The following is a 12863-nucleotide window of genomic DNA, read 5'->3' as shown; positions in this document are numbered from 1 at the left end:
AAGGATGGGATTAAAATGGATCAATTACTATCAGTAAAGATGGATAAAAGCTCCGAGGTTATCGATCATCGGATCCATGACCTGTCGTCACAAAAACAGAGTGGTTTAGCTTGGGTGAAGGACCATGTCGAACAGATTAATCACTGGGTTAATTCTGATGGTTTTGCGCTGCTAAGAGGGTTAAATATTGTTAGCAGTAATCAATTTAGCACCATATTGGAAACCATATTTGGTGAGCCTTTGAGTCAATATGTATATCGCTCATCACCACGTACGGCAATGAGAAACAATATTTACACCACAACTGAATACCATGCCGATCAGGTGATCTTACAACATAATGAAAATGCCTACTCAAACCGCTGGCCGATGCGAATGGGCTTTTTCTGTGTTGTTCCGGCAAAAACAGGTGGTGATACGCCGCTTGCAGACAGCCGTGTGGTCTACCAGAACATACCCGAGTCTATACGCGATAAATTTGAGCGCCTCGGTGTGATGTATGTTCGCAACTACGGCGAGATAGATTTGCCTTGGCAGGAAGTTTTTCAGACACAAAGCAAAGTGGAAGTAGAAGCTTACTGTAAGGAAAATGATATTGAGTTTGAGTGGCAAGGTGACAGGCTACAAACTCGCCAGCACCGTCCTGCAGTAGCAACACACCCGCAAACGGGCGAAAAGGTTTGGTTTAATCAAGCGCACTTGTTTCACAGCTCCAGTATTGATGGACAAATGCCTGACTTGATGCGCGCCAGTATCGGTGAACAGCGGCTGCCAAGAAATGCTTATTATGGTGATGGTAGTCCCATCGCGGATGAAGATATTCAAGTGATAAATCAAGTCTATAAAGACGCAACATTCTCATATCAATGGCAAAGAAATGACATTTTACTGCTAGATAACATGCTTTATACCCATGGCCGGCAGGCATACAGTGGTGTCAGAAAGGTGCTGGTCGGTATGGCAAAAATTGTTAGTTAAGTATTCACGTACAGACTAACGCGTGCTCAGCTTGTTTACTCAAGCGCGGTTAGGTTTTGTTAGTAGTTATGTAGTTAGCAAATAACAAATACTCATTGAAGGAAACATAAAAATGAAACGGCTAATGCATTCAAGATTTAAAATTATGGTGCTGTGTTTTATCAGTTTGATACTCGCCTCCTGTTTACAGAAAAAGAGCGTTGCGAAAAACACCACCATTACAGCCAGTCAGATAGAAATGATTGAAACCACGGTAAATGATTACTGTAACAAGATGGTATTTTTTGGAACCATCTACGTTACAGCTGCTGATAAAGTTGTATATGAAGCTAACTGTGGACCTCAAAACATGCAGTATGAGGTTGACAACACAGTTGAATCTAAATACCGGATCGGCTCGAACACCAAGGCGTTTGCTGCAGCGATTCTCATGCGCATGTTAGAGGGCAAAGACTTGCGCACTGAAACAATAGGTGATTATTTGCCTTGGTATCCAAAAAACCAATGTGCGGATGTGTCACTACATCACTTGCTTACAATGTCATCGGGCATTGACAATTACAGTGATAACGAGGAGGTGTACGACAACTACGGGTGGCGTCCTTTCCTCTACGACAGTAAAACCAACTTAAATGGCCCTGAAGGCTTCAGCAACCGCTTTTGTACATGTACACAGCAAGGTGATGCGCCTTCTTTTACACCAGGCTCTCAGTATCAATACAGCAACTGTAATTACTACTTGATAGGTAACATTATTGAGCAGCTAGCAGCGGGCCAACAGGGGGATATTAATCGCGAGTTCTGGTTTGAAAATATTTTAAGAGAACAAATCTTAGACCCGCTTAATATGACCGAAAGCGGCACATTCAGTGCTATTGGCATCTACAAAAATATGACAACAGGTTATATCTACAAGGATAACCAATATTTGCCGTTGGCAAATGGTCGTCCACCTGCAATAGGTGGGCCCGCACCATATGAAGATATTTTAGTCAACCCATACAGTAACCCGCTGGTGTTGTACTCGGCAGGTGATATGTATTCAACAGTTGAGGATATGCATAAGTGGGATCAGGCTTTGTATGGCACGCAGGTTTTGGACGATGTGCAAAAGCTGGCGGCATTTGCACCTTACTCAAACACTGGTAGCACAGAATCTTGCGAATATTATGGCTATGGCTGGTTTGTAACATTTATCGACCCGAATCAATACGGAAAGGTGGCTGACTGTCCACAGAACCCCAATGACACAAACTTAAGGCAGTATGAAAAATTCTTACAGTATTCAGGCAGCTATCCATATTCATGGGTCACGAGCTTTAACCGACTGCTAGAGCGAGATCAGTCAGTCATGGTGTTTAGCAATTACGTTAAAACGGGTACTGAATCTGACTGTATTTCAAGTGAGATCAGAAACATCATTTTCTATAGCGATAGCCATAGAAGTACAGCTTGTCAGGGCGTGTTGGACGGGGCGTAAGTTTTTAATTGGGCGAAAGGGAAATAGAGCAGTTGTATTTCGTTTTCAATAAATGTGCTGAAAATTTTTTGCACATACAAAGGATTACTGTTCATGTCTTACAGAGGTGAACAGTGAAAAAGGGCAAGCTAAAGACTAAGCTTAAACGGCTTTGACGTAGTTTGGTAAGTTTAACAACTGTTTAATTCTAAATCATAGAGGACTTAATATGACAGCGACAAAAACAGCAAAGGAAGAAAAGGCAAACGAAGTGAAGACCGAGCAGGATGCCAATCATGTCGAGGTTGAAAATCGTGAAGCCGTTGCACAGCTAATTGTCGATAAGTATACCAAGTGGTCGTTTGGCAGTGGATTGATCCCAATTCCAGCGGTCGACTTGGTTGCTTTGACAGGCATTCAAATGAAGATGATCGGCGAAATCGCCAAGGTGTACGGTCAATCGTATAGTGAGAACAAACTACGCGGTACGATCACTGCGGTTATTGGTGGTTCATTCCCACAAACCCTTGGCGGTGCAGGTCTGAGCAGCTTTTTGAAAGCTGTGCCTGTACTTGGCACTTTGAGCGCTTTGGCATTTATGCCAGTTGTTTCAGCTGCTTCTTCACATGCGGTCGGCACGACTTTTATCAGACACTTTGAACATGGCGGAACTTTGTTAGACCTTAATCTTACAAGTATTAAGGGCGACATTTCTGAAATGGCAGCGAAGTATCGTAAAGATAAAGGTAATGAAGACGCTCAAGTGAATGCTGCTAGTTAGTAGTAACTTGATAAACCAGCAGATTTCTGCTGGTTTATTTCTCACACACTTGTTAACTTAAGGAATTGAAGATGCTGGTAATACTGTATTTAGGGTTGTGTATTTTATCTGGTTACTGGGGGCGAAATACGTTTGCAGGACCTGTTGGATTCTTTCTGATCTCTTTGGTATTTACGCCTTTAGCAGGTTTGCTAATTTTGTTTTTAGCGAAAAGAAGAGAACCTGTCGAGGAGGAGGAAGAATAGCTAAGCGCAGTGTACGAGTTTGTAGTTATGCAACGCCCAAGCGTAGTACCTACATTAAATTACATGGAATTTAGGCATAGTCTCAGGCACATAACAATCTGCTGAGTACAAAAACAAGAAAAGATAATGAGATGGTATTATACGATTTAATTAGTCGAAATATAAAAATAAAGAGAAGGACCTTCGTTGCTTTAGGCTGTATCTCGGGCCTTGCGAACGCCTTGGTACTCGCTTTAATCAATAATGTAGCTGAGAACATTTCTGATATAAATCGCGAAAATCACATACTTTACTATCTGGCTTTATTCAGTTTGACGATCGCAATTTATGGTTTAACCCAGCAGCGACTCATGACTAAAGCTGCAAGAACGGTAGAACGCGCCATTGCAGGCTTGCGTGTTGAGTTGTTTGAGTGTGTGCGTTACACCGAACTATCAACGCTGGAAAAAATCGGTAAAGAACGTATTTTTAATACACTGAGTAAAGAGTTACAGACTATTTCTCAGTCTGCTCAATTATTTGTGATCATTGGTCAATCTATCACGCTGGTATTTTTTACGTCCTTGTATATTGCTTATCACTCGTTTGTGGCTTTTTTGGTCATTTCTGTGTTGATTATGCTTGGTGCCAGCATTCACCGTTTGCGTGCGAATGAAATCCAAAAAAACATGCAGCTTTCATTCGAGAGCGAGAACATGCTGATCCAAAGGTTATCTGATTTGCTAGATGGTTTTAAAGAGGTGAAGCTAAGTGTGCCTCGGGCAGATGATCTAGAGCAAGAGTTTATTGCAGATTCAACGCGTGCCAGAAAAGCCAAAACGACCACCCAAACATTGTTTGCTACGGACTTTGTGCTGTCACAAATCACTTTCTTTGCTGCAACGGGGGCCATGGTGTTTTTAGTGCCAATGTTATCTAACGTTTATACCGAAGTTGTGATCAAAGTGACGACCGCGTCATTGTTTTTAATCGGTCCAATTACCAGTATTGTAGGGGGGATTCCGATTTATACCACAGCTACGGAAGCCGCCAATAACGTATTAGCGCTAGAAAATGAGTTAAAACAAGCTACCCAGCGTGGCAAAAATAAAGAGGCACGTGCTACAGACATTCGTACCTTTGAGGAAATACGCCTCGAAGGTGCCTACTATCAGCATAATCGTCCAGCAGGAGACAGGCCATTTTTTGTTGGCCCTGTTGATTTGTCTATCAAGCCTGGACAAATCACCTTTATCACAGGCGGCAACGGTAGCGGTAAAACCACGTTCATTCGTATGTTAACTGGGTTGTATGAGCTACAAGGCGGTCAAATCATGCTCAATGGTCACGGTGTGTCCAGCGCTGAATTGGACAGTTATCGAAGCCTGTTTACAGCGGTATTTTCTGACTTTCATTTGTTTAAGCAATTGTATGGTATTCGAGTGAGTTCCCAGCAAGAGATTGATGATTGGTTAGTCTTTTTAGAAATGAATAATAAGGTTAGTGTAGAAAACTCGGAGTTTAGTACCACCGACTTATCCACGGGTCAACGCAAGCGTTTAGCGCTGTTGAGCACTATTTTGGAAAACCGACCGGTGTACATTTTTGACGAATGGGCCGCCGATCAGGACCCAATTTTTAGACGTAAATTCTATGAACAGGTACTACCTAAGCTTAAAGCACGAGGTAATACGGTCATAGCCATAACCCACGATGACGCATACTTCCATTTGGCAGATGTACATTTAAAAATGGTAGAAGGACAACTAATGGAACACCATACCGTTGAAAATGAGGGGGCGCCCTCATGAACATAATTATTCCACCGGATATAGGCTTATTGGTACTGGGCGGAGTTTGCCTAGTAATCGTTATTTCAAACCTGTTCATGCGGGTATTAAAGCGGTACTCCCCCAAGTTACGCAAGCGCATTTTATCTTGGCGTTTTAGAGCGGGCGTTACCTTATTGATCATGCTGTTTTTGATTATTGCGTTGGTGCCTGTTGTATTTATCAAGGTCGACTCGGGTGAAGTAGGGGTGCTATGGAAACGACTTGGCGGTGGTACATACTTGGACAAAACCTTCACCGAGGGTACCGTGCTGGTGATGCCGTGGGATAAGCTGACCATATACTCCAGCCGCTTTCAAACAGCAGACAGGCAAATACATGCAATCACTAATCAAGGTTTGAAGATCACTTTAGATGTGACGGTACGGTATCGACCGGTGGTTGATCACATGCCTTATCTTCATCAACTTGTCGGCCCTGATTATGTCAACGAGATGGTGGTCCCTGAGATAAGCTCAGCTGTTCGTGTCATTGTATCTAACTACACTGCGGAAGAAGTGTATGGTGAACAGCGAATGGATGTACAAGGCCAGTTACTTGGTAAGGTACTCGAAGAGTTAAAGCTACAGGAACAAACCATACTTAAAGACGCCGCTAGTAATATGAAAGGCCATGCTTTGGTTAACTTAGATGATGTATTGATCCGCAGAGTCAATGTACCTGAAAAGGTACATAATGCGATTATCTCCAAAGTTAATCAACATTATTTACAGCAAGAATATGACATGCGATTAGAAGTGGCTCAAAAAGAGGCTAAACGTAAAGAGACTGAAGCACAGGGTATTGCTGCATTTCAAAAAACAGTGGCAGGCGGCATTTCAGAAACATATTTGAGATGGCGTGGTATTGAGGCGACCATTGAACTTGCCAAGTCTAATAACAGTAAAGTAGTGGTAATTGGCGGCGGCAAAGACGGTTTGCCACTTATCTTAAATACCGAAAATAGCTTGGGCCCTACAGCTGTGCCAACAAGCGCACATGCTACTACTCAAGCACATTCTAAAGAGGCGGAACCAAACAAAGCAAATGACGCCAGTGGACATGCCAAGACGAACTCGAAAGACAGTTTATATCGCAGTCCAACCGCCAGCGCGCATATTCCACTTGAAGAGGTGGGTGAACCGCGCTAATACGTTAATGCCACCGAGCATCATACCTCGGTGGCATCTTGCTAGGCTCACAAAGTATTTCTATATTTTTTCCTTTTTAAATCAGTGTTTTTTATATTAATTTAAAATTACAGTGAATCTTTTACTTGTTTGTGTAAGCGCTTACATGTTGCTTTTTTGTAAGTTGTCTGGCTTGTTTGTTTACAACTTTCCGTATCCGGTATGTGGTCTTAGAGAAGTGGTAAAGCTGGGCTTATGAATATAACAACAATCTGTGCTGGCAGTATGGTGAGGTTTGCTTAAGCACAAAATTACAACATGTTAAGGAACCAAAGAATGAGTAAGTATATTTCACGGAACACCCATCTAGTCGCTGTCTCTGCAGTTGCGCTCACGCTGAGTGCCGTTGCGCCTGCGTCGGCATCGGTAGGGAAGCTACTATGGGAAGATAACTTTGATTCATTTAATAACGAAATATGGAATGTTGATATTGGGGATGGTTGCGATCAAGGAATATGTGGCTGGGGTAATCAGGAGTTACAATGGTATCACTCCGATAATGTGTCAATTACTGACATTAGCGGTGAACCTGGTAATCGAGGCTTATTGATTGAAGCACGTAAAGAAAACATTGGCTCTAAGGCGTTTTCGTCGGGCAAGATCCACAGTAAAAGTAAGTTATCAGTTCAATATGGTATGGTTGAAACGCGTATGAAAGTATCAAGCGTTGATACGGGTCTGTGGCCAGCAATTTGGATGTTGGGTACCAGCACTGCATCGTGGCCTGCAAAGGGTGAGATAGATATTATGGAAATGGGGCAGTCAGAGCAGGCAAGAATTGATGCCGGCTTCCCAAATGCCGATATCGACAGCTACACAGGTTCTAACCTGATTTTCTACAGTGATGCTGCCTGTAACAGCGCTAACCCCACGTGTGCTGCAAGCGTAGCGTGGCAAACCGACAACGCACACTTGTCGACGATGCCGCTCACTGACCGCTTTGTTACTTATCGCTTGTATTGGACCGATACTACTATCCGTTTTACGGTTGAAGATCAGGGGATTGAATACGCGATGTTTGATCAGCCCTTTACCATCAGCGAAGAATCAGACGAATTTCAAGCCCCGTTCTACTTGCTCATGAACCTCGCGGTAGGGGGTAACTTTACCGATGCAAAAATGAACCATCAAGTCACAGCGCCACTGCCAGGTAAAATGGTGGTCGACTATGTACGAGTGTACGAGTACAACGGTATGGGTGAGGTTAAAGTGGGTAATAGCAGTGATTCTGAGCAGGGGACATTTGGCGTATTTACCGACTTAACGCAAACAGACAATAAGCTGACAGCAGGTGTTGACTCGGATATTTATGTTTGGAATCAAAATTCAATTTCTCAAGGCAACATTGCTCCATTTGAAGGTGAGCAGGTAATAGCGTGGGACTATAGACCCAATCAATGGTTTGGCGGTGGTATTCAAGCACGTCAGCCAAGTAACATGAGTGCCTTTGCCGAGGGTGAACTGCGTTTTAGAATTAAGATCCCGGCAAATGTCGCTTTCAAAGTCGGTATTAGTGATACCTATACCAATGAAAACTGGCTAACTTTTCCCGCTAATGAAACGAAGTACGGATTGGTTAGAAACGGTGAGTGGGCACAAGCTGTGATCCCGGTGAGTGAGCTGGCTGGGCCTTTAATCGCGCTCCAGTCACTAAAAAGTCACTTTAGTATCCTATCTGTAGATGGACAAATTCCCAAATCGCCGTTTTCTATGGCCATTGACGACATCATTTGGACTGGAGGTGGAACGAGTACAACGCTAGATAGTGACAATGATGGCGTAAGCGATGAGCTAGATCAGTGTCCAAATACAGCGCCCGATACTCAAGTAGATGCTAATGGCTGCGCTGTTGTGAGCGCCGAATATGGTATTACACAACTGAGCACCCAAAGCGTTCAGTTTTATGTTAATACCAGTGACTGGGCCGATGTGCATTATCAAATTAATGATGGTGTACAACAAAACGTACGCATGATTCAAAATTCCGGTCGTAACGAGCTGGTTATTGATGGTTTAAAGGTGGGTGATGAAGTGAGTTATTGGTTCACCTACTTAAAATCGGGCGGTGCGGTCGATACAGCGCAGCAAAGTTTTATGATTTCCCCAGCAACTTGGATGTAGTCCTTTTGTAGGCATCCTCAGGGCAGCTATCAGCGCTGCCTTTTTAACTGCTAATCACACCCTAAAATTTCAGCAACAATGTGGTTATACTTTTGTGCCTATTTACTAGTCAGGTATGTTCAGTCTATGATTAAAACTGGCACACCCCATTTATTGGCCAAAAAGTAGGAGCGCTTTGATTTAGATATGAAATATGGTTTGATATTTATACTACTTTTTGTCTGCCACTATTCGTTCTCAGAAGAAGCCTCAGTAGGGCAAACATTCGTGATAAGTTACGTAGAACATGAAGGCATTATTAAATACTATGTGCCATTGTTGGCAAGTGCCTACAAAAAGATTGGCATTGAGCCCGAATTCGAATTAATCAATGATAAAAGAGCGTTGAAATTGCTCGACCAAGGAGCAATCGACGCGGACACCGCTAAATCTTTAGAGTTTGTCGACCATTATCAAAATATCATTGTTGTCCCCACCCCAATCAGTCAAATTGACGTCGTGTTACTATGTCAAAGCAAGCTGCCTTGTGACTTATCTGTGTTAAAAGACGCTAACCGCTCATTAGGGATCATTGCAGCGGATGAGTTTTATGCCCAATTGTTAGAAGGAAGTGAGATTAGCATTTTGGAATTGACCAGCTTTGAAACACTTTTGAAAATATTTGATCAAAATAAGATTGATTATGCCATCGTTGTTTTTGATGATTACACCAAAAACACGATGCTGAAATACCATAACCGATTCTTAATTCAGCAGAAAATTGGCTATCATTTGCTTAGCAAGAAGCATCAGGGGTTAGTTGAAAAGTTAGACAAAGCAATCATACAGACCCGCGCAGAAGGTGGTTTTTTAACGGTGCAGTAATGTAGTTAGAAAATACTATGAAAACTGCTACAATGTGGCGCTTTATTGTCAGGGTAATGGTTTATGGAATGTCGTTTACATTGCGGTGCTTGTTGTATCGCGCCAAGTATTAGTTCAAGTTTTCCAAATCACCCCGATGGTAAACCTGCAGGTGAGCGTTGTAAAAACCTCACCGACGATAATCTTTGTAAATTATTTGGCAAACCAGAAAGACCCAAGGTCTGCCATGACTTTAAAGCAACCGAGTGGGTGTGTGGTAACAACTCACAAGAAGCGCTTAGCATACTTAATGAACTAGAAAGTCTTACCAACTAGAGATGTAGCCACACATCGAATTGCCACCATAATGTTAACTCACTAGTTTACCATTACGTAAGAATCCAAGCCGTTATGAAAGTTGTTACGTTTACGTAAAAGTAAATTATTTGTTTCTACCACGACGGATAAACCAGATAAATATGAACGCAATAACCAACAAGCTGAACAATAAAATAGTGGTGGTAAAGGAGATGCCTTGCTGAGGCTGTGCTGGCACTCGGTATTCAGGTTTAAAGTCAAATAATAGAGCAGGTCCGAGTGAAAACTCCTTAAGTTGACCTGTTTTTGTGCCAAATTGTGCAGAAGCAATAGTAAAATGCGCTAGACCAGATTGGTAGGTTGACTTTAATTTCACTCGGGCAATACGGCCACTGCCTTCGACCTCATTAGCCGGCGCTACTAGGCTCACAACATAAGCGGCAGTGCCTGTTCCTGCATCAGCCGAGTTATGGAGGATAAATAAGTTGTCGTTGTCAAAAAAGTTGCCATGTTCGATTTGAACGCCTTCTTTGCGTGGGTTTTGATCAATAAGCTCAAACTTGTGGGCGTCGAACTCAAGCTTTAAATCTACGCCATATAATGCTGGTAGATTATCAACCTGTATATCGATATAAAACTCGCTACCTAGCTTGACTTGCTCACTCGGTGTCACAAGATATACTTTGCCCTTTTCAGTCGCCCACGCATTCATGGCTGTTATCATTGATAGAATAAATACGATGCTTTTCATTAGAATCTCGTTATAGAAATAGAGGGCTTTTGCGCTGATGCACAGCAGCCCAAATCCAAGTTTGAAGTTATAACCCTTGAGGGCCAGATTTACCGTAGTTGCTACCCAAAATGGTTAAGTCCTGAATATTTATCTGCTCGTCGCGGTTATAATCAGCTGTTGAGACATAATTAGGGCCGTCGGCTTTTGTGCTACGGTACGCAGCTAACAGCAAGGTTAGATCTGAAATATTTATCTGTTCGTCGTTATTCGCATCTCCGCCAACCAGAGTTATTGCACCTAACTCTGTTGATAAGTCACTTTCAGCCAGTTGTAGCGTTTTTTCAGCAGGTAAAAAGCCATTAATCTCAATGCGAATAATTGCTTCGCCCGGTTTAGTGTGTGCCTCAAAACTGCCATCGGCGTTTATGTGTACAAGTACACCGTTAATATAAACACGCACACCATCATAATTGCCGTTAGTAACTAAGTGCGCGACATTTCCTGTCACTCGCAACGCTTCTTTAACCGTTATCGCATGTGTGGATGTTTTATCTAGCAATAGGGTACCTTGCTGATCAACTAACTGTGTTCTTAATGTTAGGTTGGCAGTACCTGCTTGGTCGGTGCTTAGTACAACGGTAGCAAAAGTGCCTTGATCTGTTTTAGGACTGTCAGGTGCCTTCAAGCTCCGTGCACCTAGCCACTGCCCATTGGTAAACTGGCTTGGTGGGCCAATGCTGTCATTTTCATCAATAAAGTCAGCATAGCTAGCATCGGTGATTTTTAGTGTATTGGTGTTATCCAAGGTTAGGACTGCATCGACGCCATAGAGATTTTCACCACTAACATCTATGTTCATGGTAATGCTGTCTCCTTGATACAGTTGATTGGGTAAGTTACTAAAGTCGGAGTTTAGGTCAACTGGTAGCGCATCGCCTATAAACTTTCGGATACGATAAGCGGTGTCTCTATTACCTGAACTATTGAATACTCGCCAGCTTGTTACGAAGCCATTGTTGCGGGTTTTTACTACGGATGGAGCGTGAAATACACCAGAGGTACTTTGATTCATTCTGAACTCTTCACCATCTCGAGAACCATCTAAATGAAACTTTTGAGCAAAAACACCATCACCGGACCAAGCGATCACAAACCCACTATCTGAGGTGCTGGCAACATTTGGATAGATTTGCATTCCATCAACATCTATATTGACGCGAAACTTATCAATGTTTGTCGTGCCATCACTGTTATACACCTTGGCGTATATATCAGAGGCTTCATTCCAAGTGACAACGTAATTACCATTAGCCAATGTCGCGTTATCATATAAGACTCTATCATCAGGGGTAGTTATCGAATCTAGTGGTCCTTCTTTTGACCCACCCGCGGATAAACGCTGGGTATTAACTATGTAGCCGCCGTTGCCTGCACGCCACGAGACAATAAAGCTGTCATTAGCAAACTTACGTATAATAGGATCGGTTCCCTGAAAATTTCCAGCATCTACATCTACCTGAAAAACATTGCCATCAGGTGAACCATCGGCGTTAAAATATCGTGCATATATGTGCTGAGTATCATTACTGGTTGGTTGACCTGCCCAAGCGATCATAAATCTTCCGTCGCTAAATGTTTCAACATAAGGATCATTGGCGCTGTGTTCAGAAGGCTGGCTCACTAAAAACTTGCTGCCAATACTGCTACCAGTCGCGCTAAAACGCTGTGCATAAACCCGCTCTAGACCTGATTCCTTAGAACTCCATGTGAATATGAGTGTACCATCAGCTTGTTCGACAACAGAGTACAAAGGATTAGCGGTCGATACTCTGGTCCATTGATCAATTGTTAGGACAATAGAGGTACCAGTAGCACTGCCATCTTGCTGAACCCGTTTTGCATAGATACGCAGTTCTCCGCCACCTGAATCTCCTAGGTATTCCATCCATGAAACCAATATATGTCCGTTGTTTAACGCAGTGGAAATAGGTATTGATGAAGTGTAAACCGAAAAAGTTCTATATACCGTAGCCTCATCGCCATCTGGGGTTGGGGTTGCTGCGTGTGCCATCAATGACAAAGTAACTGCTGACGTAGCTAGGATAGGGGTTAATACTGAGCACAAAATGCGTGGTAAAGTGATCATAAATAAAACATTCCTTATATTTTTTATGATTTAATTATATTGATACAAAAAGAACCGAGAATATAAGCTGTTAGCCTTGAACGTAGGGTTCATTTTGTGAATGAAAATATACCATAGAACGCCCCTTTGTCTCCATAATAAATACAGGTGGTTGAAATTAACCTGTGTTGCTTCACTACCGTAGTGGCACTGTTTTTTAATAAATATTTTGAATTACGCTGCCTTTTCGCTGTTTAAGAGG

The 12863-nt window shown here is 42.6% G+C and carries 11 protein-coding genes; 9 read left to right on the top strand and 2 right to left on the bottom strand.

What is annotated here, in order from left to right; genetic code table 11:
* Positions 1–15 precede the first annotated feature (15 nt).
* From BET10_RS10590 to BET10_RS10555, 9 genes are all read left to right on the top strand, one after another.
* Positions 16–978 (top strand): TauD/TfdA family dioxygenase, encoded by a 963-nt coding sequence (locus tag BET10_RS10590; RefSeq protein WP_070985514.1) that lies wholly within the window; start codon positions 16–18, stop codon positions 976–978.
* A gap of 124 nt (positions 979–1102) precedes the next feature.
* On the top strand, positions 1103–2458 hold the full coding sequence (locus BET10_RS10585; RefSeq protein ID WP_240503669.1) for a serine hydrolase domain-containing protein: 1356 nt from the start codon (positions 1103–1105) through the stop codon (positions 2456–2458).
* 208 nt (positions 2459–2666) lie between these two features.
* Positions 2667–3218 (top strand): YcjF family protein, encoded by a 552-nt coding sequence (locus BET10_RS10580; protein ID WP_070985512.1) that lies wholly within the window; start codon positions 2667–2669, stop codon positions 3216–3218.
* A gap of 71 nt (positions 3219–3289) precedes the next feature.
* Complete coding sequence (locus BET10_RS21475) at positions 3290–3463, top strand: hypothetical protein (protein WP_170829132.1); 174 nt, start codon at positions 3290–3292, stop codon at positions 3461–3463.
* Positions 3464–3594: 131 nt separating this feature from the next.
* On the top strand, positions 3595–5253 hold the full coding sequence (locus tag BET10_RS10575; protein ID WP_070985511.1) for a cyclic peptide export ABC transporter: 1659 nt from the start codon (positions 3595–3597) through the stop codon (positions 5251–5253).
* Positions 5250–6422: a prohibitin family protein gene (locus tag BET10_RS10570; protein WP_083330502.1), complete on the top strand. Its 1173-nt coding sequence runs from the start codon at positions 5250–5252 to the stop codon at positions 6420–6422. Before BET10_RS10575 ends, BET10_RS10570 begins: the two co-directional genes overlap by 4 nt.
* 315 nt (positions 6423–6737) lie before the next feature.
* Positions 6738–8582, top strand: a complete 1845-nt coding sequence (locus BET10_RS21980) for a glycoside hydrolase family 16 protein (protein WP_070985510.1) — start codon at positions 6738–6740, stop codon at positions 8580–8582.
* A gap of 267 nt (positions 8583–8849) precedes the next feature.
* Positions 8850–9446, top strand: coding sequence for a type 2 periplasmic-binding domain-containing protein (locus BET10_RS10560; RefSeq protein ID WP_170829131.1), 597 nt, complete (start codon positions 8850–8852; stop codon positions 9444–9446).
* 63 nt (positions 9447–9509) lie between these two features.
* Complete coding sequence (locus BET10_RS10555; protein WP_070985508.1) at positions 9510–9761, top strand: hypothetical protein; 252 nt, start codon at positions 9510–9512, stop codon at positions 9759–9761.
* 106 nt (positions 9762–9867) lie between these two features.
* Here BET10_RS10555 and BET10_RS10550 read toward each other — a convergent pair whose 3' ends face one another.
* Complete coding sequence (locus BET10_RS10550) at positions 9868–10494, bottom strand: cohesin domain-containing protein (RefSeq protein ID WP_139158555.1); 627 nt, start codon at positions 10492–10494, stop codon at positions 9868–9870.
* 67 nt (positions 10495–10561) lie between these two features.
* On the bottom strand, positions 10562–12622 hold the full coding sequence (locus tag BET10_RS10545; protein WP_070985506.1) for a dockerin type I domain-containing protein: 2061 nt from the start codon (positions 12620–12622) through the stop codon (positions 10562–10564).
* Between the last annotated feature and the right edge of the window lie 241 nt (positions 12623–12863).

Source organism: Pseudoalteromonas amylolytica (genome assembly GCF_001854605.1).
In the GTDB taxonomy this organism is placed as follows: domain Bacteria; phylum Pseudomonadota; class Gammaproteobacteria; order Enterobacterales; family Alteromonadaceae; genus Pseudoalteromonas; species Pseudoalteromonas amylolytica.
The sequence above is the reverse complement of the archived record's forward strand: the minus strand, read 5'-3'. Positions and strand labels throughout refer to the sequence as shown.